A 26576-nucleotide genomic window follows, 5' to 3' on the forward strand; every position below is an offset into this window, starting at 1 on the left:
GCAAGATGGGGACAAATGACAGCGGAAAAGCCAGAGCCGGCATTTCACATTTTCGGGGCGGAGCGCCCTTCGCGTTTCCTGATCACCTGCGATCACGCAACCAACCGGGTGCCGCGCGATATCGGCGGTGGCAGCCTAGGCGTGGCCGCAGCAGATATGGCCCGCCATATCGCCTTTGATCCGGGCGCTGCGGGGGTGACGAAGGCGCTGGCTGCGGCATTGGACGCGCCCGCGATCTTGTCAAACTTCAGCCGCCTTGTGATTGACCCGAACCGCGGCGCGGATGATCCGACCTTGGTGATGAAGCTCTATGATGGCACCCTGATCCCGGAAAACCGCCATATCACCGTTGACCAGATCGCCCAGCGCAAGGCCGCGCTGTATGATCCCTATCACAACGCCTATGCCGAACTGGCCGCGCGCCGCCCTGATACGGTAATTGTCGCCGTGCATTCCTTTACCCCCTGCCTGAAGGGCCGCACCCCGCGCCCGTGGCACATCGGTATTCTGCATGCCCCGCAGGACGACAGGTTAAGCCGCGCGCTTTTGGCCCGGCTGGAACGGGAACCCGATCTGTGCGTCGGGGATAATGAGCCCTATCTCGGCCATTTGCCCGGCGATGCGATTGATCGTCACGCTTTGCACATGGGGCGGCACAACACCTTGATCGAATTGCGCAATGACCTGATATCGGATGAAGCCGCCCAAACCGCTTGGGCGCAGCGTTTGGCCCCTTTGCTGGTGGCCGCCCTGAATGACGTGGAAAAAGGATAAGCCCATGGATGACGCCACCCGCACCGAACTCGAAGCCGCCGCCTTTCGTCGCCTGATCGAGCATCTGATGGAAAAGCGCCCCGAGGTGCAGAACATCGACATGATGAACCTTGCCGGTTTTTGCCGGAACTGCCTGTCGCGCTGGTATCAAGAGGCCGCGAATGAACGCGGGATCGAGATGGATAAAGAAGCCGCACGCGAAATCATCTATGGCATGCCCTATGATGAGTGGCGCGCCACAAATCAGACCCCGGCGGATGCTGAAAAACAGGCAGCCTTTGCCAAGGCGTTCAAGGATAACGTGGGCTAAGGCCGCTCGCCCTTGAACAATCGGGCCAATGGGTGCATGACCGTTTCCAAAACTGGCCCAATCGCCTGTAAAACAGCGAATCCATTGACTTAATTCTGCCGCAATGCGCAAATCCTTCTTGGGTGTTTGGACTATTCAAGGCAAGGCTGTGCTGCCCACGGTGGCTTGCCCTGAACATGTGTGGTTAAGGGGGGATGAGTCCGATGGACTTACTGGCTTTGCTTGCGTTGCCGCTATTGCTGATCGGGGGGCTGCTGCTGGATGGGTCCAGCAATGATGATGACGAAAACGCCACATCAGAACCGCCTCCTACCCCTGAACCCCCGCCAGATCCTGATACGATCGAAGGCTCCGAAAGCGCCGATGCGATCCGGGGCACCAATGATGACGACATCATCTTTGGCCTTGGCGGGAATGACAGCGTCAGCGGCTTGGACGGGGTTGACCAAATCTCTGGCGGGGATGGCGATGACAGCCTGCAAGGCGATGGCGGTGCCGACACGATCTGGGGCAACGCGGATGATGACGAACTGTTCGGCGCCTTTGGCGATGATGTTTTGTATGGCGGGTCTGGCAATGACGCGTTGTTCGGCGAAATAGGATCAGACACGCTGGTTGGTGACGGGGGCGCTGATACGCTGATCGGGTCGCGTGGCGATGACGCGCTTTACGGCGGCGCAGGCAGTGACACGCTGGATGGCGGCACGGGCGACGATGCGCTTTACGGCGGCAATAATGCCGATGTGCTGGTCGCTGGCACGGGGGCAGATTCGCTTTACGGTGGCGGCGGCAATGACATTTTGACCGCGCGCCCGCAAAACGCCGGTGATCCCGACGATCCGCAGGGCGATCTGCTTGATGGGGGCAATGGCGATGATACATTGCGCGGCGAGGCCAGCTTTGTTCTGGGGGGTGCCGATACCCTGACAGGTGGCGCAGGCGATGACGCATTCCGCATCAATGCAACGGGCGGTGCGGCGGGGCAAACCATCGTCGACCCGGCAGTAATCACCGATTTCTTGCCCAGCGACCGGTTGGAAATCCGGCTTGACAGGCTGACATCCAGTCCTGACCTGCAACTGGTTCCTACCGAGGATGGCACCGGCACGCTGGTGCAGATTGGCGGGGTAACGCATGTGGTGCTGCAAGGCGTGACCAATGCGAACGCAGGGCAGATCAACCTGATTTCCGATACCGTTCTGGGCCAGCGGCTGACCGGAACCGAAGGTGACGACCAGATTTTCGCAACAGGCACAGCCGATTATCTGATTGGCCGTGGTGGCGATGACCTGCTTTCTGCCAATGTCGATTCCAGCGCTGGTGTGACCATGGAAGGTGGCGAAGGCAATGACACGTTGGACGGCGGCCTTTTCGGCGATCTGATGTATGGCGGCACGGGGAATGACTCACTCACCGGGTCCGGCATTGATGATGAAAACGCCCCCGATACCCTGTTCGGCGGCTTTGGCGATGACACGCTGGCCGGCGCCGATGGCGATGTGATGACGGGTGGCACGGGCAATGACGAATTCCAGCTCGATGCCTTTTTGGGCCCCGCAACCATCACCGATTTCACACCGGGCGTCGATATCATTGACCTGTCGGATTTCGGCTATACCGAAGGCAGCGGCGTGCAAGCGCTTGGCCTGCGCAGCGTCGATGCGGGCACAGAATTGCTTTACGGCAGTGATGTGGTTGCCGTTCTGCAAGGGGTGCAACCCGCAGCCCTCAACTTGGCGCGCGATGTCCGCCTGTCTATTCCAACGGCGGCATGATCCTTTCCGCCCCCTCTGGCTCGAACAGGCTTCGGTCAAAGGGGGCTTTGGGCCAAAGTCGCATAGCCTTTTACACCCTCGGCAACTGTCGCGAAATCTGATACAACAAAGGGGCTGCGCGCAGATTGTGCCAGCCCCGGCGGCAATATCACATATCCCGATTATTTCTTTTGACTCTGGGCCTTAATTCGTAAATCCCAATAAGAACGGCCGATTTTTGATCGGTTTGTCCCGTGGTTCTTGGAGGTGCCTTATGGAACTCTTGTTGTTGCTGTTCATCCCCTTGGCGCTTGGCGCGGTGTTTTCTGGGGGCGGGGATGACGATTCCGATGAAGCCCCGGCAGCCGCACCCGAAAACGGCAGCAGTGCCAATGGCACAGATGGCAATGACATCCTGCGCGGCAATGCCAGTGACAACAGCTTGAACGGTGGGGCCGGCGATGATCTGGTTTTCGGCTATCGCGGCGATGACGCCCTGAACGGTGGCCCCGGCGACGATCTGATCAGCGGCGGGCTGGATGATGACACATTGATCGGCGGCAGCGGCGATGATTTGCTGGTGGGTGCTGCGGTCGATGACAGTCTGCAAGGCGGGGCCGGCGAAGACCTTCTCAGCGGTGGCGAAGGCGACGACACGCTGGAAGGTGGCGCAGATGATGACTTCCTGATCGGGTCCACCGGCGCTGACCAGCTTTACGGCGGCGCGGGCGACGATGTTCTTGAAGGGATTTCGCCCAACCCAAGTCTAAGCCTGTCCAGAGGTCTTGATGAAATCCGCGCCGAATTCATCGTGCAAGCGCGAACCGTCTTCCCCGAAGTGACGGATGCCGATATTAACCGTTTCCTCAGCGATTTTGCTTCCGAAGGCGGTGCCGCTGCCCCCGATGCGCTTTATGGCGGCGCGGGCGAGGATGCGCTTTTGGGTGACAATGGCGATACCCTGTCAGGCGGGGCCGACGAAGACCGTTTTGCCGTAAGCTGGGCAGATGGAAACGCCCCTGTGCAAATCACCGATTACGATACGGTCGCTGGCGAAGAAATTCTGATCGTGATCGACGACGCAACCCAAGGCACCCCGGTTCTGGGCGTGCGCGATGCTGCCGTTGGCCCAGCGACCGAGATCCTTGTCGACAGCGATGTGGTCGCGGTGCTGAACGGTATTGCCTCTACCCAAGTCGGGCTTGGTGCCATCCAAATGCAAACGCAAAGCGGCAATGGGCTGGGCATTTCGGCCATCCGCTTGCCCGCCGCCGTGGCCTGAACCGCTGTGCGCACAGGTTAAGATTTGGTAAAAACAAACAGGGAAGTCGTTTTGTATCAACGACTTCCCGATCATTCCGCGCGCGATTCCGCGCAGCCCTTTCGCGTTCAGACCGCCGTTTTGCGGCTTTCGTCCAGATAAATCTCGCGCAGCCGCTTTGAAACCGGGCCGGGCGCCCCATCGCCCAGACGGGTGCCATCAATCTCGACCACCGGCATCACAAAAGCCGAAGCCGAGGTGAAAAACGCCTCATCCGCCGCTTTCGCTTCCTCAATCGTGAAGGGCCGCTCTTCCACTTCCATCTGCGCCTCTGCCGCAAAACGCAGCACGGCAGCCCGCGTAATGCCGTGCAAAATCTCATGCGACAGGTTGCGGGTGATGATGCGACCGTTCTTGACGATATAAGCGTTGTTCGAGGTGCCCTCGGTCACATGGCCGTCCTCGACCATCCAGGCATCATCCGCGCCCGCCTTCTTGGCCATCATCTTGCCCATCGACGGATACAAAAGCTGCACCGTCTTGATATCGCGGCGACCCCAGCGGATATCCTCGATGGAGATCACCTTGATCCCGGTTTTCGCCAGCGGGCTATCGGCCATGCCGGGCTTGGACTGGGTGAACAGAACCAGCGTCGGCTTGGTCAGTTCCGGATCCGGGAAAGCAAAATCGCGATCACCGGGGTTGCCGCGCGTGACTTGAAGATAAATCATCCCATCGGTCACATCGTTCAACCGCACCAATTCGCGGTGAATCTCCAGCAATTCATCGTCCGAGCAAGGCGCGCGCATATCCAGCTCTTTCAGGCTGCGGGCCAAGCGGACAGAGTGGCCCGCGAAATCGATCAGCTTGCCGTCCAGAACGCTCGTCACCTCATAGACACCATCGGCCATCAGAAACCCACGGTCAAAGATGGAAACCGTGGCTTCGGCTTCGGGCAAATACTGACCATTAACATAAACGGTGCGGGTCATCGGGTCCTCCGGAAAAATACCTGACGATGATTGCCCTTAAATCGGCACCAGTTTCAAGGGGTTTGCGTTGAAAAGCCCCCAGTTTGCCACCCGCTCGAAAACCCGGCGAAGGGCGCGTGTTTTGATGCGGACAAAGCGTCGCAATATATGGCAGGGCCGCTCCCTCCCTGCAAACCATCGCAGCCTGAACGCGGTTCTCCCTGTCAGAGAGGCGTGACCGTGCAGACAGTCATGCCCTTCGGCAAGGCATGGCGCAGCCCTTTACAACCATCAGGAACCGCAAAGGGATCGCCCGACCCGTTCCCAAAACACGCCGGGAAGCGGCGCTATGCGGCGCCTGCCGCCCTACCCCCAAAGCGCGGCCGTGGGTGGGTGCACCCCCGCATCGTCAAAAACCAGCGCATGCTCGCGGTCCTCGGCCAATAGCAGCGGCCCATCCAGATCGGTAAACGCCACCCCCTGCGCCAGCAATGTTGCCGGGGCCATCGCGAGGGACGAGCCGACCATACATCCCACCATCAGGCCATATCCCTCCGCCAGCGCCGCCTGCTTCAGGGCGAGGCCCTCGGTCAATCCCCCGGTCTTGTCCAGCTTGATGTTCACGACATCATATTTGCCGCGCAACTTCGGCAGGCTGGCACAATCATGCGCCGCCTCATCGGCACAAACCGGCAAGGGCCGCGCCATCTCGGCCAGCATGTCATCCGCCCCGGCAGGCAATGGCTGTTCCACCAAGGCCACACCCATCGCCACCAGATGCGGGGCAAGCTCGGCATAAACCTCTGCCGTCCAGCCTTCATTGGCATCAATGATAATCTTTGTCTTCGGCGCCCCCGCCCGCACGGCTTCCAAACGCGGCATATCATCCGGCGTCCCCAGCTTGATCTTCAACAGCGGGCGATGCGCATTCTTCGCCGCCGCGATCCGCATATTCTCCGGCGTATCCAGCGACAGGGTATAGGCCGTGATTTCCGGCCCCGGCTGGGACAAACCTGCCAAATCCCAGACCCGCTTGCCCCGCTGCTTGGCCTCAAGGTCCCAAAGCGCACAATCCAAGGCGTTCCGCGCCGCCCCGGCAGGCAAAGCCGCCTGCAAGGCCAACCGATCAATCGCCGGGTCCACCGCTTCAATCTGCGCCGTCACAGACTCCAACGTCTCGCCATAGCGGGCATAGGGCACACATTCCCCCCAGCCCGTCACACCGCCACGCGTCACCCGCACCGTCAAAACCCGCGCCTCCGTCCGCGACCCCCGCGAAATCGTGAACACCTGCGCCAATCGAAACACATCCGGGGTCACCACTATCATTGTACTCTCCTCATGCTTTCTTTTCGGCACAAATATCCTCGGGGGTGCGGGGGCAGACAGCCCCCGCCGCTGACCAGAACACCCGGCGTCAGACCGCCAGCATCGCATCCACCAGACGCGCCGCACCATGGCGGTACGGGTCCACCGTCGGCAATCCCAAACGGGCCTCCACCGCGGCGCAATAGGCAAGCGCTTCGTCATCGCTCATCGCCTGCGTGTTGATCGAACAGCCAATCACCACGCAGGCCGGGTTCGCCACCCGCGCCAGCGCCAGCGCCATATCACGCACGGCTTCAATGCTCGGCAATTGGTAATCCGGCAAGCCGCGCATATGGCTGCGCTTGGGCTCGTGGCAGATCACCAGCGCATCCGGCTGGCCGCCATGGATCAAGGCCAGCGTCACGCCCGAATAGCTGACATGGAACAGGCTGCCCTGCCCTTCGATCAGGTCCCAATGATCGGCATCATTCTCCGGGGTCAGATATTCGATAGAGCCTGCCATGAAATCCGCGATCACCGCGTCCAATGGCACGCCATCGCCGGTGATCAGGATACCCGTCTGCCCGGTGGCGCGGAAGCTGGCCTTCGCCCCCCGTGCGCGCATTTCCTTGTCCATGCACAGCGCCGTATACATCTTACCGACCGAGCAATCCGTGCCCACGGCCAGCATCCGCTTGCCTGCCCGCTTCACCCCGTTCGCAATGGGATATTTGACCGAGGGGATGCGCACATCATGCAGGCTGCGCCCTGTCGCCTTGGCAACCGCGGCCAGATCAGGTTCATCCCGCAACAGGTTATGCAGGCCCGAGGCAAGGTCAAACCCTTCCTCCAGCGCCTGCACCAGCACCTTTTTCCACGCTTGGCTGATAACCCCGCCCCGGTTCGCGACCCCGATCACCAGCGTCTTGCAACCTGCCGCCTTGGCCTCGCCCAGCGTCATATCCGGCAGTTTCATATCCGCCTTGCAGCCTTCCATCCGATATTGGCCCAGCGCATATTCCGGGCGCCAATCCTTGATGCCTTGCGCCACCTTCGCGGCAAGCGGGTCCGGCGCGTCGCCAAGAAACAAGAGGTAAGGGGTCTGTATCATCATTGGCCTCATAGCTGCGGGTTCAGCGTCAGATTGTGACAGATTTTCTGACATGTCCTCACTTTTATGCGACATGTTTTGCGATTTGCACGAAGGATTTGGCGCTGTGCAGCAAGTTGGCCGAATATTCTTCACAATTCACGCTGCGCTGCCGCGAAATTGCTGCGCTGCAAAAACAAGGTTGCGAGGGCGCGCGCAACAATCTAACTAATGCACAAAGGTTTTCGAAATTTCCTTACCAAGAGGTCTGATATGAGCTTCCGCATCCAGCCAACGCCCCCCGCGCGCCCCAACCGCTGCCAGTTGTTTGGCCCCGGCTCGCGCCCTGCAATCTTTGAAAAGATGGCCGCATCTGCGGCGGATGTGATCAACCTTGATCTGGAGGATTCTGTCGCCCCATCAGACAAGGACAGCGCGCGCGCCAATGTGATTGCGGCGATTGGCGCGGTGGATTGGGGTAACAAGACCCTGTCCGTGCGGATCAATGGCTTGGATACGCCCTATTGGTATCGCGATGTCGTCGACCTGCTGGAACAAGCGTCGGACCGGTTGGATCAGATTATGATCCCCAAGGTGGGCTGTGCTGCCGATGTTTATGCGGTTGATGCGCTGGTCACAGCGATTGAGCGGGCAAAAGGCCGCAAGAAGCCGATCAGCTTTGAAGTCATCATCGAATCTGCCGCCGGTATCGCCCATGTCGAAGAAATCGCCGCCTCCTCTCCGCGCCTGCAAGCCATGAGCCTGGGTGCGGCGGATTTTGCCGCCTCGATGGGAATGCAGACCACCGGCATCGGCGGCACGCAGCAAAACTATTACATGTTGCAAGATGGCGCGAAGCATTGGTCCGACCCGTGGCACTGGGCGCAAGCGGCGATTGTGGCGGCCTGCCGCACCCATGGGGTCTTGCCGGTCGATGGGCCTTTTGGCGACTTTTCGGATGATGAAGGCTTCCGGGCGCAGGCGCGGCGGTCTGCGGTTCTGGGCATGGTCGGGAAATGGGCGATCCACCCCAAACAGGTTGCCCTGTCGAATGAGGTGTTCACCCCATCGGACGAAGCCGTGACCGAAGCCCGCGAAATTCTGGCTGCAATGGAAGAAGCCAAAGCCCGCGGCGAAGGGGCCACGGTCTACAAAGGGCGGCTGGTCGATATCGCCTCGATCAAACAGGCAGAAGTGATCGTGCGGCAATCGGAAATGATTGCCCGCTAAGCCTGCCCTGCCGTTGACAATGACAAGGCCCGCGCCCCGGTCATGCGCGGGCCTTCTCTTTTGCCGAACCGATCAGGGTGGCCAGATTTGCGCGCGCCTCCCTATTCAAAAGGCATGGAAGATTGCAAACGTGCGCAGTAGACTGTCCGCAAATCACGCGGCATCCGGGCTTTGGCCCGGTTCAGAAAGGGCGATCATGACAGTCAGATTTGCAATCCTCGGCGCAGGCCGAATTGGTAAGGTTCACGCCTCGGCGGTGGCATCGGTTCCCGGCGCTGCATTGATTGCCATTTCTGACCCGATGCCCGCCGCAGCCGAGGCGGTGCGCGCCATGTATGGCTGTGACGTGCGCAGCATCGACGCGATTGAGGCCTCTGCCGATGTGGATGCGGTGGTGATCTGCACCCCGACCGACACCCATGCCGACCTGATCGAACGGTTCAGCCGGGCGGGCAAGGCCGTGTTTTGCGAAAAGCCGGTCGATCTGAGCCTTGATCGCGTTGCGGCCTGCCTGAAGGTGGTGACAGAGAGCAAAGCCACGCTGATGGTTGGCTTCAACCGCCGCTTTGACCCCGACTTCATGGCGGTGAAGGCTGCTATTGATACGGGCCGGATTGGCAAGGTGGAAATGGTCACCATCTCCAGCCGTGACCCCGGCGCGCCACCTGCGGACTATATCACACGCTCTGGCGGGATGTTCCGCGATATGACGATCCATGATTTTGACATGGCGCGCTGGTTGCTGGGCGAAGAGGTGGAGAGCGTCTATGCCTCTGCCTCGGTGCTGGTGGACAAGAAGATTGGCGAGCTGGGCGATTTTGACAGCGCGAATGTGATCTTGCGCACGGCCAGCGGCAAGCAAGCGATCATCACCAACAGCCGCCGTGCCGCCTATGGTTACGACCAACGCATCGAGGTTCTGGGCGCGCTTGGCATGGTTTCCGCCGAAAACCACGCTGAAAACCGCATCGAGATTGCCGACAAGGATGGGTTCCACCGCGCGCCTTTGCTCAATTTCTTCATGTCGCGCTATACCGCGGCCTATGCCAATGAGATCGCCGCTTTCGTGGCCTCTGTTGCCGAAGGAGCGCCCACCCCGACAACCGGGCATGATGGGTTGATGGCCTTGGCCTTGGCCGAAGCGGCGTTGAAATCGGTTGCCGAAGGGCGCTCGGTTCTGGTGTCCGAGGTTTTGTAAGGCGACGGGTCCGACCAGACCTGCCGGGGGGGACACGAGATGGATTTTGATCTGGTCATTTTTGACTGTGACGGCGTCTTGATCGACAGCGAAATCATCTCGGCCCGGATGCTGGTGGCCGAATTGGCGGGCATGGGCGTATCAATTGATATGGCCTATGTCGCGCATCACTTTCTGGGTCGCAGCTATCCCACCGTGATGAAGGTGATCAAACAGGATTTCGGCGTGAACCTGACGCCGGAGTTCGAAGAAAGCTATCGCACGCGGTTGCTGGCAGCCTTTGCACGCGACCTGAAGGCCATTACGCATGTGCATGACGTGCTTGGCGCGCTGTCGGTGCCGTGGTGCATTGCCACTTCGTCCAGCCCGGTGCGGGCCAAGCAATCGCTGGGCATTACCGGGCTCAGCGAGGTTGTCGGCAGCAAGTTGTTTACGGCCAGCGAGGTGCCGAACGGCAAGCCCGCGCCGGATCTGTTCCTTCATGCGGCGGCAAAGATGGGGGCCACGCCAGCGCGCTGTCTGGTCATCGAAGACAGCCTGAACGGTATCCGCGCGGCGCGGGCAGCCGGGATGCCGGTCTGGCGGTTTGTCGGTGGCAGCCACCTGCGCGACACATGGCAAGCAGAACCGGAAGGCGCGATACCAGACTTGCACTTTGACTCATTCGCTGATTTTGCGTCATTAACGGCCAATCGCTTGGCAAACCCAACGAAGGCCTGAGACATGAGCAGAACCGACAGCGAAGAAAACCTGCATGACGAAGCCGCCCGCGCGGGTTGGCTGTATTATGTGGGCGGCAAGACGCAGGATCAGATCGCGGCAGAGCTTGGCGTTTCGCGGCAACGCGCGCAGCGGCTTGTCAGTCGTGCCATGGCCGAAGGCTTGGTGCATGTGCGGCTGGAACACAAAATCTCCTCTTGTCTGGCGCTGGAGGCCGACTTGGCGCGGCGGTTTGATCTGCAAGAAGTGCGGGTTGCGCCCGGCCTTGGGCCAAATAGCGACCCGACGCGCGCCATTGCAGCAACCGCAGCCAGCGTGATTGAGAAGTATCTGAAATCGGCAGCCCCCCTGATCATCGCCATCGGCACAGGCCGCGCCTTGCGGGCCGCCGTGGATGAGATGGTGCCGATGGATGCCGATCAGCATCGTATCGTGTCGCTGATCGGGAATATCGCCCCCGATGGGTCTGCCAGCCACTATGATGTCATTGTGCGCATGTCCGACCGGGTGCGCGCACGGCATTTCCCGATGCCGGTGCCGGTGCTGTCCGACACGACCGAGGAAAGATCGCTGTTCCAGCGGCTTCGCACCTCGCGCATTGTGTTTGAACTGGCGCATACGGCAGATGTAACCTTTATCGGCATCGGGCAGATGACCGCAGACGCGCCTTTGCTGAAGGATGGCTTTGTCAGCGCCGAGGAACTGGCCGAGATGCAGGCCGGCGGGGCAACGGGTGAAATTGCCGGCTGGATCTATGACGCAGAGGGCCAATACCTGAGCGGCGGCATCAATTCGCGGGTCGGATCGGTGCGGGTAGAACCCGATCGCACAGCCCCTACAATAGGAATCGCTGCCGGTTCCACCAAGGTTCCGGCCATATTCGCGGCGCTCAAAGGGCGGCTTATCAACGGTCTGATCACCGATGAGCCGACAGCGACCGCGCTTTTGTCGCTATAAATCAACGGCCTATAAATCGCTCAAAATTTCAGTTGACGCAACTACACGGTTTAGTGAATAATTACCCACGTTATGAGCAGATGCTCAGACTACCTTGGGAGGTTTACATGAAACTGACAGTACGCGCCCTGATGGGCGCTTGCGCCATTGGCGCATTTTCCGCAGCAGCCTATGCAGAAACGATCACCATTGCGACCGTGAACAACGGCGACATGATCCGTATGCAGGGCTACACGGACGACTTCACCGCAAAGACCGGCCACACGGTTGAGTGGGTCACTCTGGAAGAAAACGTGCTGCGTCAGCGCGTGACCACGGACATCACCGCCAAAGGCGGCCAGTTCGACATCATGACGATCGGCATGTACGAAACCCCGATCTGGGGCAAAAACGGCTGGTTGGTCCCGCTGAACGATCTGTCCGCTGAATATGATGCGGCTGACATTCTGCCCGCAATGTCAGGCGGCCTGTCCTATGAAGGCACCCTGTATGCAGCACCGTTCTACGGCGAAAGCTCGATGGTGATGTATCGCAAGGACCTGATGGAAAAAGCTGGTCTGGAAATGCCGGAAGCCCCGACTTGGGAATTCATCCGCGAAGCAGCGGCAAAGATGACCGACCGCGCAACCGAAACCAACGGCATCTGCCTGCGTGGCAAGGCTGGTTGGGGTGAAGGCGGCGCATTCATCACCGCTATGTCCAACTCGTTTGGCGCACGCTGGTTCGATGAAAACTGGAAGCCCCAGTTCGACACCGAAGCATGGGCAAACACCGTCAACTTCTTCAAAGGTATGATGGACGAGTCCGGCCCGACCGGTTACGCGACCAATGGCTTCAACGAAAACCTGTCGCTGTTCCAGCAGGGCAAGTGCGGCATGTGGATCGACGCAACGGTTGCGGCATCTTTCGTGACCAACAAAGACTCCACTGTGGCTGAGCATGTTGGCTTTGCACTGGCACCCGATAACGGTCTGGGCAAGCGTTCCAACTGGCTCTGGGCTTGGGCTCTGGCCATCCCGGCAGGCACCCAGAAAGAAGCTGCTGCAAAGCAGTTCATCGAATGGGCAACCTCGAAAGACTACATTGAGCTGGTAGCGGCCAAAGAAGGCTGGGCAAACGTTCCTCCGGGCGCGCGCACCTCGCTTTACGAAAACCCCGAGTATCAGAAAGTGCCGTTCGCCAAGATGACGCTGGATTCGATCCTGTCGGCAAACCCGAACGCGCCGACTGTTGACCCGGTTCCGTATGTTGGCGTTCAGTTCGCTGCGATCCCGGAATTTGCAGGCATCGCATCCGACGTAAGCCAAGAGTTCTCGGCCGCTTACGCTGGTCAGCAGACTGTCGAAGAAGCGCTTGCAAAAGCTCAGGCTATTGCAACCGACGCAATGGAAGCAGCCGGCTACTAAGCCCAGGCGCTACCGACACCAGAGGGCGGATGCCGCCCTCTGGTTCTTTCACCCAATTCATGATCACCTATACCCGCAGACAAAGTGCGCTTTGCACTGTTGAGGGAGGATTGCCCGATGGCCACCAAAGCTTCACGTACCGCAGCCCGCATCATGATGGCACCCGCCGTTATCTTGCTTCTAGGCTGGATGCTCGTCCCGCTTATCATGACGCTCTGGTTTTCGTTCCGGAACTATCTGCCATTGCGTGGTGGTGATCTGGGATTTGCAGGGTTTGACAATTACGTTCGATTTGTAACCTCGTCGGCCTTCTGGCCCGCTGTAATGGCCACCATGATCATCGTGGTGGGGACGCTGGTGATTACTGTTGTTCTGGGCGTTTTGCTTGCCTTGCTGCTGGACCAGCCGATGTGGGGTCAGGGCATTGTGCGCATTCTTGTTATCGCGCCCTTCTTTGTCATGCCGACGGTGTCGGGCCTTGTCTGGAAAAACATGTTCCTCGACTCGGTCAACGGGCTTTTCGCCCATATCGCCCGGTTTATCGGGGCGACGCCTGTCGAATGGATGATCGAAGCCCCGTTCTTTAGTATCATTCTGATCGTTAGCTGGCAGTGGCTGCCCTTTGCCACGCTGATCCTGCTGACGGCCATTCAATCGCTGGACAGCGAACAGCTTGAAGCCGCCGAAATCGACGGCGCACCAAAGATCAAGCGGTTCTGGTATATCATCGTGCCGCATCTTGGCCGGGCGATCACCGTTGTGATCCTGATCCAGACCATCTTCCTGCTGTCGATCTTTGCCGAAATCTACGTAACCACGGCTGGGGCATTCGGCTCCAAAACCTTGACCTACCTGATCTTCCAGCGCGTGCTGGAAAGCCAGAACGTTGGCCTTGGCTCTGCCGGTGGTGTCTATGCAATCATTCTCGCCAACATTGTCGCCATCTTCCTGATGCGCATTGTCGGCAAGAATCTGGACTCGTGAGGGAACATCATGGCTCGCTCAATCACTACGAAGCGTAAGACGATCAATACGGCTTTCGCCTGGGCTGTCGGACTGCTGATCTTCTTTCCGATCCTCTGGACGATTTTGACCAGCTTCAAAACCGAAGCCGATGCAATCGCCTTTCCGCCCAAGTTCCTGTTCTTTGACTGGACGCTGGAAAACTATGCGGTGGTGCAGGAACGTTCGGATTACATGCGCTTTCTGTGGAATTCGATCATCATCGCTGGTGGTTCCACCCTTCTGGGTATCATCATCGCGATCCCTGCCGCTTGGTCGATGGCTTTCGTGCCCTCGCGGCGCACCAAGGACATCCTGATGTGGATGCTTTCGACCAAGATGCTGCCTGCGGTTGGCGTTTTGTATCCGATGTATCTGATCTTTATCAAACTTGGTTGGTTGGATACGCGTATTGGTCTGGTCATCGTGCTGATGCTGATCAACCTGCCGATCATCATCTGGATGCTTTACACCTATTTCAAGGAAATCCCCGGCGAAATTCTTGAAGCAGCGCGTATGGACGGGGCCTCGCTGAAATCCGAGATCCTCTATGTCCTGACACCGATGGCTGTGCCCGGTATTGCCTCGACCATTCTGCTGAACGTGATCTTGGCGTGGAACGAAGCGTTCTGGACACTGAACCTGACTGCGGCCAATGCCGCCCCGCTCACGGCATTTATTGCCAGCTACTCAAGCCCAGAAGGGCTGTTTTACGCCAAACTTTCGGCGGCCTCGACCATGGCGATTGCCCCTATCCTGATCATGGGGTGGTTCAGCCAGAAGCAACTGGTGCGCGGTCTCACCTTTGGCGCTGTGAAATAGGATACGGACATGGGACAGATTGAACTTCAAAAAGTAACGAAGCGCTTTGGCGAAACCGAAGTGATCCCGCCACTGGATCTGAAGATCGGCGAAGGTGAGTTTGTGGTGTTCGTCGGCCCGTCGGGCTGCGGGAAATCCACACTGCTGCGCCTGATCGCCGGGTTGGAAGATATCTCCTCGGGGAAAATCCTGATTGATGGTCAGGACGCGACAAACCTCGGTCCGGCCAAGCGTGGTCTGGCGATGGTGTTCCAGTCTTATGCGCTGTATCCGCATATGTCGGTGCGCAAGAACATTGCCTTCCCGCTGAAAATGGCGGGGATGGACCAAGCGGCGATTGATGCCAAGGTTGAAGGCGCCGCAAAGGTGTTGAACCTTGCCAGCTATCTTGATCGCCGCCCCGGTCAGCTTTCGGGTGGTCAGCGTCAGCGTGTGGCAATTGGCCGTGCGATTGTGCGTGAACCTGCGGCCTTCCTGTTTGACGAACCGCTGTCGAACCTGGATGCGGCGCTGCGCGTGAACATGCGTCTGGAAATCACCGAACTGCACCAGAACCTGAAAACCACGATGGTTTATGTGACCCATGATCAGGTCGAAGCCATGACCATGGCTGACAAGATCGTGGTGCTGCAAGCCGGGCGCATCGAACAGGTCGGCACCCCGCTGGAACTGTATCGCGCACCGCGCAACACCTTCGTTGCAGGCTTTATCGGCAGCCCCAAGATGAACCTGCTGACCGGCGCTCCGGCGCAGGCGAAGGGTGCCACCACCATCGGCATCCGGCCAGAACATCTGGACGTGTCGAAGGAAAGCGGCGATTGGCAGGGCAAGGTTCTGGTGGCCGAGCATCTCGGGTCTGATACCTTCCTGCACGTTGCGACCGATTACGGCCAGATGACCGTGCGTGTCAGCGGCGAGATGAGCGTGGGCCATGGCGATTCCATCTGGATGACCCCGGACCAGACGCATCTGCACCGCTTTGGCGCTGACGGCTTGCGCATCGCATGAAACGACTTGCTGGGAAATCGGCGCTGATCACCGGCGCGGCACGGGGGATCGGCAAAGCGTTTGCCGAAGCCTATGTGTCCGAAGGTGCGCAAGTGGCGATTGCCGACATCAATCTGGAGGCCGCCGAAGCTGCGGCCTCTGAGATCGGGGCGGGGGCTTATGCCGTTGCGCTTGATGTCACCCGGCAAGACAGCATTGATGCAGCCGTTGCAACGGTTCAAAAACAGGCGGGCGGGCTGGATATTCTGATCAACAACGCGGCATTGTTCGATCTGGCCCCCATCGTCGATATCACACGCGAAAGCTATGATCGGCTGTTTTCGATCAATGTGGCGGGCAGCCTGTTCATGCTGCAAGCGGCGGCACGGGTGATGATAGCGCAGGGCCGCGGCGGCAAGATCATCAACATGGCGTCCCAAGCGGGGCGGCGGGGTGAGGCCTTGGTGGGTGTCTATTGCGCGACCAAAGCCGCGATCATCAGCCTGACCCAATCTGCCGGGCTTGATCTGATCAAGCATGGCATCAACGTGAACGCGATTGCCCCCGGCGTGGTCGAAGGCGCGCATTGGGCAGGCGTGGACGCATTATTCGCCAAGGCCGAGGGGCTCGCCCCCGGTGAAAAACAAGCGCAAGTGGCGGCGGCCGTTCCCTTTGGGCGGATGGGCCGGGCCAGTGATCTGACGGGAATGGCAATCTTTCTGGCCTCTGCCGAGGCTGATTACATTGTGGCGCAAACCTACAATGTCGATGGCGGGAATTGGATGAGCTGATGAAAATGTTGAAAACTTCTGATCTTGGGCAATTGCCCGAAACCGTTGCCACACCGCGCTATGACCGGTCGCAACTGCGCCCCGGCATCGTGCATATCGGTTGCGGGAATTTTCACCGCGCACATCAGGCCGTCTATCTGGATGATCTGTTCGCGCTTGGCGAAGGGCATGACTTTGCGCTGGTCGGCGCTGGCGTGCGCGAAGGTGACAGCCGTATGCGCGACGCCCTTGCCGCGCAGGACTGGCTGTATTCGGTGATCGAACTGGATGAAGGCCATTCCGCCGCACGGGTTGTCGGCTCTATGGTCGATTTCACCGAGATCGCGCCGGGCAACGCCGCCCTGATCGCGCAAATGGCCGCCCCAACGACCAAGATCGTGTCACTGACCGTGACCGAAGGCGGCTATTTCATCGACCCGACCACCGGCACCTTCAGCCCCGATCATCCCGAAGTATTGGCCGATGCCGCGCATCCGCGTAGCCCGAACACCGTTTTCGGCGCAATCATCGAAGCGTTGCGCCTGCGCCGCGAGGCGGGCGAGATGCCCTTTACCGTAATGTGCTGCGATAACGTGCCCCATAACGGCCATGTCACCCGCGATGCTGTGGTGGGCCTGTGCAAACTGGTCGATCTGGAGCTTGCCGCCTGGATTGCAGAAAACGTGGCCTTCCCCAATTCCATGGTGGACCGCATCACCCCCGCCACCGGTGACCGCGAGCGCAAGCTGGCCCGCGATTTCGGGATTGACGACAATGCCCCCGTGACCTGCGAACCCTTCCGCCAATGGGTGATGGAAGACAATTTCCCCGCCGGTCGCCCTGCGCTGGAAAAAGTGGGCGTGACCTTCACCGATCAGGTGGACCGCTTCGAAACCATGAAGATCCGCATCCTGAACGGTGGTCATGCGATTATCGCTTATCCTGCCGGGTTGATGGGGATTGATCTGGTGCATGACGCCATGGCGAACCCCTTGATCAAAGGGTTCCTGACCAAGATCCTCAGCGATGAGGTGCTGCCCATCGTCCCGCCCGTTCCGGGCATGGTGCTGACCGATTACCGCGATCTGATCGTGAAGCGGTTTTCCAACCCCGAGGTGGCCGATACCACACGGCGCCTGTGCTATGATGGCACCAACCGTCAGCCAAAGTTCATCGTGCCCTCAATCGCGGATGTGCTGAAAGCGGGCGGAAACGCGCGCGGGTTGATCCTGTTGTCCGCCCTGTGGTGCCGCTATTGCTTTGGAACCAATGACGCGGGTGAGACGATTGCCGCGAACGATCCGAACTGGGACGCAATGACCGCCCGCGCCGCCGAGGCCCGCACGCGCCCCGCCGCTTGGCTGGAGATGACCACCGTTTACGGTGACATGGCAAAGAACAAAACCTTTGCCGATGGCTTTGCCGAGGCTTTGGCAGAAATCTGGCGCGATGGCACTCAAGCGGCCATCACGCGCTATCTGGAAAGCTAAGGTCGCACAGACTCTGCCGGTTTTGGCGGCCAAAGCCAGAACCGGCTGTTAGCGCCGCCGTTTCTTCACGGGTGGCAAAAGCCGCCCCGCGCGGCCTTGGCCCAGTTCGGTGCCATTCGTTGCAGACAGCGTGGCGCGGCATCGAAGCAGCGCAAAAGGGCCTTGCCCCCGCTTCATCAAGGGTCCCTGCGGCGATGACAGGTTTTGTGGCTTGCCCCTTTTGCGCCGGCTGGGGCAGCATGGCCTTTGACCGACACTCACAAACCGGACCCAGATGATGACCCCCCTTCCCCGATTGATGGTTGCGCCCAATGGCGCGCGGCGCGGCAAGGCAGACCATCCGGCCCTGCCCATTGCCGATGCCGAACTGGTGGCGACAGCGATTGCCTGCCAAGAGGCGGGGGCCGACGGCATCCATGTGCATATTCGCGACGCGACCGGGCAACATGTCATTGACGCGGGCCATTACCGCGCCCTGCTGGTGCAACTACAACAGGCGGTGCCGGGCATGTATCTTCAGGTTACGTCCGAAGCTGCGGGCCGCTATTCGGCGGCGGAGCAACGCGCGATGATGCGCGATCTGCGCCCAGCCCATGTTTCGGTTGCTTTGCGCGAGATGGTGCGCGTCCCGTCTGATTGGGATGCCGCGCAGGATTTCTACGCATGGGCCACCGCTGAGGGTATCGGGATTCAGCACATTCTATACAGCCCGGCAGAGGTGCGCCTCTTTGCCGAGGCATTGGCAGCAGCGCGTATTCCCGGCAACCATCACTTAATACAGTTGGTTCAAGGGACCTATGCGAACGGATCAGCCGACAGCGCGCCCTTGGCGGCCTATCTGCACGAAATGAACCGCGCAGAGGGCATGACATTTGACTGGATGCTCTGCGCTTTTGGGGCTGCCGAAACGGACAGGCTTGCGCTTGCAGGCCAAATGGGGGGCAAAGCGAGGGTTGGGTTTGAAAACTCACTTTGGCACAAAGACGGCAGTTTGGCCGCCGATAATGCCGCGCGCGTGCGCGAAGTGGATGCCGCGCTGCGTGAAGTGGGTTGCTAGGTTGGCTGGCGGCTGCGGGGCATTTCGAAACAACGGCGATCAGGCATAGCCTTTGGCGGGACCGCGCGTCGGGTCAAAGCCTCTGCGACAGATTGGCAATCGTCTTCAAACGTGCAAACTATAGCCACCGGACATAGGGGTAGCCAAGGATGACGCCAGAGCTAAGAACAATTGCCGCGGGTTCCATCCTGCTGTCCGGTGCGCCGGCTGAATCGGTCGATTTGCTGCTGACTTCGGCGCGCGTGCGCGAGGTTGATCGGGGCGAGACGATCTTTTTGCAAGGCGAACGGGCCGGCGCGATCTATATCGTCGCGGAAGGTTGGGTCAAACTGTTCCGCATCGCGCCCAATGGCACCGAAGCGGTCGTCGGGGTGTTCACCAAGGGCCGCAGCTTTGGCGAAGCTGTCGCCTTTCGCAATGATGTCTATCCGGTATCGGCCGAGGCGGTGACAACCACCAAGGTGATCCGCATTGATGCCGAGGCTTATCTGCGCCAGATCCGCGACAACCCGGAATTTGCCGTCTCGGTTTTGTCGGCCACCTTCGTTCATCTGCAATCCTTAGTCGGTCAGGTCGAAGCCCTAAAGGCGCAAAGCGGTGCGCAACGTGTGGCGGAATTCCTGCTGGAACTCGCCCCCTGCCCCAATGGCGCCTGCGAGGTTGTTCTGCCCTATGACAAGGTGCTGATCGCCGGACGTCTGGGGATGAAACCCGAAAGCCTAAGCCGCGCTTTTGTAAAACTGCGCGAGTTTGGCGTGACGATCCGGCAAAACCACGCCTCAATCGCCGATATCGAAGAGTTGCGCGAATTCGCCATCGAAGACCCGGCCCAATCCTGGAGCAAAATGTGACGACACCGCTTGAAACAGCCCTGAAACTGATTGACGCGGCGAATGCCGCCGACCCGACGGTCGAGCCTGATGGCCCGGCAGCCCTGATCTATGGGCAACGCATGTCTGACGAATGTGCGCGGCTGTTTCCCGATGCGTCTGACGTTCTGCGCATTGCCGCGCGGGGCCAACATGTCGAACGTTGGTTGCTGAAACGCAGCGAATTCCCGGAGGGCAAGGAAGGGTATCACGCTTGGCGGCGCGAACAGGGCCGCAGACATGGGTTGCGGGTGGCCGGTATCATGGCCGAAGCAGGCTATAGTGCCGAAGATCAGGCCCGCGTCGGCGTCTTGCTGCGTAAGGAAGGCATCAAGCGCGATGCCGAGGTGCAGGCGCTGGAAGATATCATCTGTTTTGTGTTCATCCGCTGGTATTTCGCCGAATTTGCAACAAAGCACAGCGCAGAGGCGATTCAAGGCATTGTCGAGAAAACCGCGCGCAAGATGTCTGAGGACGGCCGCGCGCGGGTGTTGCGAGAGTTTGATCTGCCCGAACCGCTTGCGGCAGCCTTCCGCCTTTAGGGCCGGATTGGGGCGCAGACCCGGACGGCCTGCGCCTTGAACCGGCTTTCGCGTCAGATGTAACGGCTGACGATGTTTTCCAGCTTTTCCTGCTGGCCGGATACCGGAACCGGGCGCAGATTTGCCGCCTCGGCCTGTGCCGCTATGCCATCCAGCGTTGCCCCTTCGGCCAGCATGGCGGCAGCGGCCTCGCTCTCCCACCCGGCATAGCGGGCACGGCGCGGACCTTCCAACGCCTCATCGGCGATCATGGCATGGGCAGCTCTCAGCCCCCGCGCGCAGATATCCATGCCACCGACATGGGCTGCGATCAGATCACTCGCATCCAGTGATTGCCGCCGCAGCTTGGCATCGAAATTCGTGCCCCCGGTGGTAAAGCCGCCTGCCATCAACACCTCGTAATAGGCCATCGCCGCCTCCACCGGTGAGTTGGGGAATTGGTCGGTATCCCAGCCCGATTGATAATCATTGCGGTTCATGTCGATGGACCCGAAAATGCCAAGGGTCCGCGCCATCGCCAGCTCATGCTCAAACGAATGGCCCGCCAGAATGGCATGGCCTTGCTCGACGTTCACCTTGACCTCATGCTCCAGCCCGAAGCGTTTGAGAAAGCCGTAAACCGTGGCCACATCGAAATCATATTGATGCTTGGTCGGCTCTTGCGGCTTTGGTTCGATCAGAATGGCCCCTTTGAAGCCGATCTTGTGCTTGTAATCGACAACCATGCTCAGAAAGCGGCCCATCTGGTTCAACTCGCGTTCCAGATTGGTGTTGAGCAAGGTTTCATACCCTTCGCGGCCCCCCCAGAGCACATAGTTTTCGCCGCCAAGGCGGTGCGTCACATCCATGCAGGCCTTCACGGTCGAGGCGCAATAGGCGAAAACATCCGGGTCGGGGTTGGTGGAGGCACCCGACATATAGCGCCGGTTGGAAAACATATTGGCCGTGCCCCAAAGCAGTTTCGGCCCGCCCTGCGCCATCTTCTCGGCGAAATAGTCCGCCATTTCATTCAGGCGTTTGTGGCTTTCTGCCAGCGTGCCACCTTCGGGGCGGACATCATGGTCATGGAAGCAGAAATAGGGCACGCCCAGAATGCGGAACATGTCAAAGGCCGCATCGGCCTTTTGGCGGGCAAGGTCCATCGTGTCGGCGGGAAACCAAGGCCGATCAAAGGTTTGGCCGCCGAAAGGGTCGTTTCCTTCCCAGACGAAGTTGTGCCAATAGCAGACGGCAAAGCGCAAATGCTCGGCCATGGTTTTGTCGCCCAGCTTTTCGGCCGGGTTGTAATGGCGGAACTGCATCGGATCGGTGGTATTTGGCCCGCCGTAGGTGACGGGGGCGATATTGGCGAAGTAATCAGACATCAGATGTTCTCTCGGCTGTGAATGTTCAATCGGATTTTCCCGGCCTCTGCCGGTATCTCGCGGCCTTCGATCAGGTCGCGCATGATCTTGATCGCGGTGGCGGTGGCGGCGGTGCAGTCCTGATCCAGAACCAGATCAAATAGCCCGTCGCGCAAGGCGTTGCGAGAGGTTGGCGTCAGCTCATGCACGATGGTCACGGGCCGTTGCGCCATGTTGCGCAGGGCCGCCACAAGGCCGCGATTGCCCGCACCAATGGCATAAATACCGCCCAAGGCCTGCGCCTGCGCCGCCTCCAGCACCAGCCGTTCCACCGTTGCGGCGTCATCCGCCCCTTCCATCGCGGGAAGCAGTGGCAGGCTGGCAAAGCGTTCCTGCATGACTTGGCGAAAGCCCATCATCCGCTCATTGTGATCGCGCGCGGCCAGCGAGCCTGCGACCATCAGCACCGGGCCTGCGCCATGCAAAAAGCGCCCCATGAAATCCCCGGCGAGGCGCCCTGCGGCCACGTTATCAATCCCGACATAGGCTTCGCGATCTGAACGCGGCAGATCGGCGACAAAGGTCAGCACATGCACACCCGCCGAGCGCAGGCGCGCAACCTCGTCCTGAATATCGGGTGCCTCACTGACCATGATCGCCACGGCATCACAGTCCAGCCCGCGCAGGGCGGCGACTTGGCCTGCCACATCAAAAGCGCGGGTCTGGACGATATGCACAAGAACCTGATCTTCGATCAGGGCCGCGCGCTGCGCCTCTATCGCGTGCAGCAAAGAGGCGATGAACCCGGTTTCCCCCGCAGGGATCACGAAGCAAAGGCGATAGACCCGCTGCCGGGCCAGATTGGCTGCTGCCAGATTGCGGACATAGCCGGTTTGGGCCACCGCCGCCTGCACCTTTGCCACCGTCTTGGCCGAGACATTGCCGCGATTGTTCAGAACACGGTCAACCGTGGCCAGACCGACCTGCGCAATGCGCGCCACATCATGCACCGTTGCGTTGCCCATTGCGCCCCCTTTCCAAGGTGCGGCCACCCTAGAGGCTTTTTGAGGCACGTCAATCATTTTAATGATGGATAACATCATTCCACTGGCGGCGCGCGCCGCCAGTGCCGCAAAACCGTTGCAGATTTGGTTACAGCAGGGCCGACAACCGCCGATGGCGCAAGGAAGAAACCAGCGACAACCCGATGACACCAGCGCCAAGCAGGCCGGTCACAACCTCGGGGATATGCACCAATGTCTGGGCGAACATGATCATCGCAAGGATCAGGATGGACCAGAACGCCCCATGTTCAAGATAGCGGAATTCGGCCAGCGTCTGCCGTTCCACCAGCATGATCGTCATAGAGCGCACATACATCGCCCCGATGCCCAGACCGATAGCGATAAGGAACAGGTTTTGCGTCAGCGCAAAGGCCCCGATGACGCCATCGAAACTGAAAGAGGCATCCAGCACCTCAAGGTAAAGAAACGCGCCCAAACCGCCTTTGGCGGCAAGGTCGGTGGCCTCCTCGCTGGCGTCAAGGATATGGCCAATCACCTCCACCGCCAGAAAGGTCAGCAGCCCAGAGACTCCGGCAAAGAGGAACGTGCCCAAGACCGCCGCTGGCAGTAGCTGCGCAAAGCTCAGAATCACGGCCAGAACCACCGCCACCTCCAGCCCGCGCACCGAGGCAAAGCGGGCCATGTGCCGTTCCAGCACCGCGATCCAGTGGATTTCCTTGCCTTCATCGAAAAAGTAAGTCAGCGCGACCATCATCAGGAACGCCCCGCCGAACGCAGCGATACCAAGATGGGCGGCGCCAATGATGCGGGCATATTCGTCGGGCTGTGTCGCAGCCAGATGGATCGCCTGCCAAGGGCCGATCTTGGCCGCGACCACCACGATCAAAAGCGGAAACACGACCCGCATGCCAAAGACGGCGATGATGATGCCCCAGGTCAGAAAGCGGCGCTGCCAGACCGGGTCCATGGTTTGCAACTTGTTGGCGTTCACGATGGCGTTGTCAAAGGACAGCGAGATTTCCAGCACCGCCAGCACGGCCCCGATCAGCAAGAACTCCATCGCGCCGCCAAGGCTGCCCGAGAAAGACCAGCCCAGACAAAAGGCCAAAACCAAACCCGCAGCGGTAAAGCCAAAGGCCCAACGAAAATAGGTGAGTGTTGCAGCCATGGGGGCACCTCCGATTGATAATCCGGATGACCTATCCGCGACCAAGGGTCAAGCCCGGCGCGGAGCTTATCTGATAGGGGCGTCCGGGGTTGGCAACAAGGGCGCTCTGCCAGTATCTGTCAACACGCTGACGCTGCGGCCTTCGATCACAACAGCGGTAAGTGGCCCGCCATAGGCAGCAGAACTGTCGATATTGACCCGGTTGCCATAGTTGGTGGCAGCATCCAGCGCGGTGTGACCATGCACCAGCAACCAAGGGAAGGCACCGGTGTAGTCCAGAAAATCTGTGCGTATCCAGCACAGATCATCCTCGCTTTGATCTTCGATTGCGATACCGGGGCGCACGCCTGCATGCACGAACATCGCTTCCCCCCGGGCAAAGTAGCAGGGGCGGCTGGTCAGAAAATCACGATGCGCGGCGGGGACAGCGGCCACCGCCTCGGCGTGGACAGGGACCAAGGGGCGATCACCGGCATTGGCAACGCCGTAAGAGGCCAGCGTTGTGCTGCCGCCAATGCGGGGGTGCAGATAGGAAAACTCATCCCGCAAGCCGGGGTCCTGCGCCTGTGGATCATCCAGAAACAAGGTGAACATGCGGTCATGGTTGCCTTTCAGCACGACCCAGTTTTCCCCAGCAGCGATGCCTTTGGCCAGATAGTCGATGACGCCGCGGCTGTCGGGACCACGATCACAAAGATCACCGATGTGCACGATCGGCGCATCGCTATCGCCGCAGGCTGCCTTATCGGCAGCGATACGCGCATGGGCCGCGCGCAGCAGGTCTATGTGGCCGTGAATATCGCCGATGGCATAGCTTCGCATTTTTCGCCCCTTTTATGTGAGAAGGCCGGGGGGCGCTGCCCCCCGGACCCCCCGGGATATTTAGAAACAGATGAAATTGAGAACGGCGGCTTAGGCCACGTCGAATTCCAAAGGCTTCACTTGTTGGAACATGCCGGTTCCTTCGAGAGTTTCAACCACTTTCGGGTCAATCGCCTGATCGAGGTAAAGAATCGCGATGGCTTCTTGACCCGCGCCAGAGCGGCCAAGGGTAAAGTTTGCGATGTTCACCTCGTTCTTGGCCATGGTCATGCCCAGCAGGCCGATGATGCCCGGCACGTCTTCGTTGGTGGTGTAGAGCATGTGGCGGCCGATTTCGGCGTCGATGTTGATGCCCTTGATCTGGATGAAGCGCGGTTTGCCATCGCTGAAGCAAGTGCCCGCGATGGAGCGTTCGCGCTTGTCTGTCACCACGGTCAGCTTGATGAAGGCATCAAACACGCCGGATTTTTCCTGGCTTGTGGTGGCGATCTGGATGCCGCGTTCCTTGGCGACGACCGGGGCGGAAACCATGTTCACATCGGGGTTTGTGGCTTTCATGATGCCTGCAATCGCGGCGCAGTTCAGCGCGGCGAGGTTCATATCGGCGACATGGCCATCATAAAGCACGTTGATCGCCTTGATCGGTTCATCCGTCATCTGACCGACGAAAGCGCCGAGATGTTCGGCCAGCTTCACCCACGGGCCCATGACAGCAGCTTCTTCTGCCGTAACCGACGGCATGTTCAGCGCGTTCTGCACGGCCCCTGTCAGCAGGTAGTCCGACATTTGTTCAGCCACTTGCAGCGCCACGTTTTCCTGCGCTTCGGCGGTGGAGGCACCAAGATGCGGGGTGCAGACCACGTTCGGCAGGTTGAACAGCGGGCTATCGGTGGCGGGTTCTACCGCGAAGACGTCAAAGGCCGCGCCGGCAACATGGCCGGATTTCAGCGCGGCGGCCAGCGCCTCTTCATCAACCAGACCGCCACGGGCGCAGTTGATGATCCGCACGCCGGGCTTGGTTTTGGCAAGGTTTGCCGCGTCCAGAATGTTGCGCGTCTTGTCTGTCAGCGGCACATGCAGGGTGATGAAATCGGCGCGGGCAAGCAATTCGTCCAGTTCCACCTTGGTGACGCCCATTTGCTTGGCGCGCTCTTCCGACAGGAAGGGATCATAGGCGACGACCTTCATATGCAGGCCCAGCGCACGGTCGCAGACGATTCCGCCGATGTTCCCAGCGCCGATCACGCCGAGGGTCTTGTTGAACAGTTCGACCCCCATGAAACGGGATTTTTCCCACTTTCCGGCATGGGTGGAGGCGTTCGCCTCGGGCAATTGGCGCGCGACGGCGAACATCATCGCGATCGCATGTTCGGCTGTCGTGATGGAGTTGCCGAAAGGTGTGTTCATCACGATCACGCCTTTTTTCGACGCGGCAGGGATATCGACGTTGTCGACACCGATGCCTGCGCGGGCGATGACTTTCAGCCGGTCGGTGCTTTCCAGAAGCTTGGCAGTCACTTTGGTGGCCGAACGGATGGCAAGGCCGTCATAGTTGCCGATAATTTCGGCCAGTTTTTCCTTGTCTTTGCCCAGCTTGGGCATGAAATCCACATCAATGCCGCGGTCGCGGAAGATCTGGACGGCGGTTTCAGACAGTTCGTCGGATACGAGGACTTTGGGGGCCATGATCAGGCGCTCCT

General features: G+C 59.7%; 25 protein-coding genes. 17 read left to right on the forward strand and 8 right to left on the reverse strand.

The window, feature by feature from the left end:
• Positions 1–15 precede the first annotated feature (15 nt).
• From EGN72_RS06045 to EGN72_RS06060, 4 genes are all read left to right on the forward strand, one after another.
• Positions 16–774, forward strand: a complete 759-nt coding sequence (locus tag EGN72_RS06045; RefSeq protein ID WP_127045762.1) for an N-formylglutamate amidohydrolase — start codon at positions 16–18, stop codon at positions 772–774.
• A gap of 4 nt (positions 775–778) precedes the next feature.
• Positions 779–1084, forward strand: a complete 306-nt coding sequence (locus EGN72_RS06050) for a DUF1244 domain-containing protein (protein WP_127045763.1) — start codon at positions 779–781, stop codon at positions 1082–1084.
• A gap of 203 nt (positions 1085–1287) precedes the next feature.
• Complete coding sequence (locus tag EGN72_RS06055; protein WP_158623147.1) at positions 1288–2859, forward strand: calcium-binding protein; 1572 nt, start codon at positions 1288–1290, stop codon at positions 2857–2859.
• Between the two features lie 253 nt (positions 2860–3112).
• Positions 3113–4120 (forward strand): calcium-binding protein, encoded by a 1008-nt coding sequence (locus EGN72_RS06060; protein WP_127045765.1) that lies wholly within the window; start codon positions 3113–3115, stop codon positions 4118–4120.
• Positions 4121–4227: 107 nt separating this feature from the next.
• Here EGN72_RS06060 and EGN72_RS06065 read toward each other — a convergent pair whose 3' ends face one another.
• The 3 genes from EGN72_RS06065 to dgcN form a co-directional block, all read right to left on the reverse strand.
• A complete protein-coding gene (locus EGN72_RS06065; RefSeq protein ID WP_127045766.1) occupies positions 4228–5091 on the reverse strand; it encodes a D-amino-acid transaminase in 864 nt (287 codons plus the stop codon).
• Positions 5092–5436: 345 nt separating this feature from the next.
• A complete protein-coding gene (gene dgcA / locus EGN72_RS06070; protein WP_127045767.1) occupies positions 5437–6399 on the reverse strand; it encodes an N-acetyl-D-Glu racemase DgcA in 963 nt (320 codons plus the stop codon).
• Positions 6400–6487: 88 nt separating this feature from the next.
• Positions 6488–7489, reverse strand: coding sequence for an N-acetyltransferase DgcN (gene dgcN / locus EGN72_RS06075; protein WP_127045768.1), 1002 nt, complete (start codon positions 7487–7489; stop codon positions 6488–6490).
• Positions 7490–7741: 252 nt separating this feature from the next.
• Between dgcN and EGN72_RS06080 the strand changes: the two genes are divergently transcribed.
• The 13 genes from EGN72_RS06080 to EGN72_RS06140 all read left to right on the forward strand — a co-directional run bounded on the left by EGN72_RS06080 (position 7742) and on the right by EGN72_RS06140 (position 20518).
• The gene (locus EGN72_RS06080; protein ID WP_127045769.1) at positions 7742–8698 is read left to right on the forward strand and encodes an L-malyl-CoA/beta-methylmalyl-CoA lyase; all 957 of its coding nucleotides are present in this window, start codon (positions 7742–7744) and stop codon (positions 8696–8698) included.
• 196 nt (positions 8699–8894) lie between these two features.
• Positions 8895–9896 (forward strand): inositol 2-dehydrogenase, encoded by a 1002-nt coding sequence (iolG, locus tag EGN72_RS06085; protein WP_127045770.1) that lies wholly within the window; start codon positions 8895–8897, stop codon positions 9894–9896.
• A 39-nt stretch (positions 9897–9935) separates the two neighbouring features.
• A complete protein-coding gene (locus tag EGN72_RS06090; protein WP_127045771.1) occupies positions 9936–10616 on the forward strand; it encodes an HAD family hydrolase in 681 nt (226 codons plus the stop codon).
• Between the two features lie 3 nt (positions 10617–10619).
• On the forward strand, positions 10620–11573 hold the full coding sequence (locus tag EGN72_RS06095) for a sugar-binding transcriptional regulator (protein ID WP_127045772.1): 954 nt from the start codon (positions 10620–10622) through the stop codon (positions 11571–11573).
• Between the two features lie 107 nt (positions 11574–11680).
• The gene (locus EGN72_RS06100) at positions 11681–12979 is read left to right on the forward strand and encodes a sugar ABC transporter substrate-binding protein (RefSeq protein WP_199743708.1); all 1299 of its coding nucleotides are present in this window, start codon (positions 11681–11683) and stop codon (positions 12977–12979) included.
• Positions 12980–13096: 117 nt separating this feature from the next.
• Entirely contained in the window at positions 13097–13963 is an 867-nt protein-coding gene (locus tag EGN72_RS06105) for a carbohydrate ABC transporter permease (RefSeq protein WP_127045773.1), read from the forward strand.
• 9 nt (positions 13964–13972) lie between these two features.
• The gene (locus EGN72_RS06110) at positions 13973–14803 is read left to right on the forward strand and encodes a carbohydrate ABC transporter permease (protein ID WP_127045774.1); all 831 of its coding nucleotides are present in this window, start codon (positions 13973–13975) and stop codon (positions 14801–14803) included.
• Positions 14804–14812: 9 nt separating this feature from the next.
• A complete protein-coding gene (locus EGN72_RS06115; RefSeq protein ID WP_127045775.1) occupies positions 14813–15811 on the forward strand; it encodes an ABC transporter ATP-binding protein in 999 nt (332 codons plus the stop codon).
• Positions 15808–16581 (forward strand): L-iditol 2-dehydrogenase, encoded by a 774-nt coding sequence (locus tag EGN72_RS06120; protein WP_127045776.1) that lies wholly within the window; start codon positions 15808–15810, stop codon positions 16579–16581. The genes EGN72_RS06115 and EGN72_RS06120 overlap by 4 nt, the downstream gene beginning before the upstream one ends.
• A 32-nt stretch (positions 16582–16613) precedes the next feature.
• Entirely contained in the window at positions 16614–18050 is a 1437-nt protein-coding gene (locus EGN72_RS06125; RefSeq protein WP_370323204.1) for a mannitol dehydrogenase family protein, read from the forward strand.
• Between the two features lie 277 nt (positions 18051–18327).
• On the forward strand, positions 18328–19107 hold the full coding sequence (locus tag EGN72_RS06130; protein ID WP_127045778.1) for a 3-keto-5-aminohexanoate cleavage protein: 780 nt from the start codon (positions 18328–18330) through the stop codon (positions 19105–19107).
• A gap of 149 nt (positions 19108–19256) precedes the next feature.
• Complete coding sequence (locus EGN72_RS06135; protein ID WP_127045779.1) at positions 19257–19958, forward strand: Crp/Fnr family transcriptional regulator; 702 nt, start codon at positions 19257–19259, stop codon at positions 19956–19958.
• Complete coding sequence (locus tag EGN72_RS06140; protein ID WP_127045780.1) at positions 19955–20518, forward strand: DUF4202 domain-containing protein; 564 nt, start codon at positions 19955–19957, stop codon at positions 20516–20518. The genes EGN72_RS06135 and EGN72_RS06140 overlap by 4 nt, the downstream gene beginning before the upstream one ends.
• Before the next feature lie 53 nt (positions 20519–20571).
• On the opposite strand, the gene xylA is transcribed toward EGN72_RS06140, so the two are convergent.
• The 5 genes from xylA to serA form a co-directional block, all read right to left on the reverse strand.
• Positions 20572–21882 (reverse strand): xylose isomerase, encoded by a 1311-nt coding sequence (xylA, locus tag EGN72_RS06145; RefSeq protein WP_127045781.1) that lies wholly within the window; start codon positions 21880–21882, stop codon positions 20572–20574.
• Positions 21882–22886 (reverse strand): LacI family DNA-binding transcriptional regulator, encoded by a 1005-nt coding sequence (locus EGN72_RS06150; RefSeq protein ID WP_158623148.1) that lies wholly within the window; start codon positions 22884–22886, stop codon positions 21882–21884. The genes xylA and EGN72_RS06150 overlap by 1 nt, the downstream gene beginning before the upstream one ends.
• A gap of 127 nt (positions 22887–23013) precedes the next feature.
• Positions 23014–24054, reverse strand: a complete 1041-nt coding sequence (locus EGN72_RS06155) for a DUF475 domain-containing protein (RefSeq protein WP_127045783.1) — start codon at positions 24052–24054, stop codon at positions 23014–23016.
• A gap of 66 nt (positions 24055–24120) precedes the next feature.
• Positions 24121–24876, reverse strand: coding sequence for a metallophosphoesterase (locus tag EGN72_RS06160; RefSeq protein ID WP_127045784.1), 756 nt, complete (start codon positions 24874–24876; stop codon positions 24121–24123).
• A 90-nt stretch (positions 24877–24966) separates the two neighbouring features.
• Entirely contained in the window at positions 24967–26562 is a 1596-nt protein-coding gene (serA, locus tag EGN72_RS06165; protein ID WP_127045785.1) for a phosphoglycerate dehydrogenase, read from the reverse strand.
• Positions 26563–26576: the final 14 nt, after the last annotated feature.

Origin of the sequence: Pseudorhodobacter sp. E13 (genome assembly GCF_003991405.1) — a bacterium.
Taxonomy (GTDB): domain Bacteria; phylum Pseudomonadota; class Alphaproteobacteria; order Rhodobacterales; family Rhodobacteraceae; genus Pseudorhodobacter.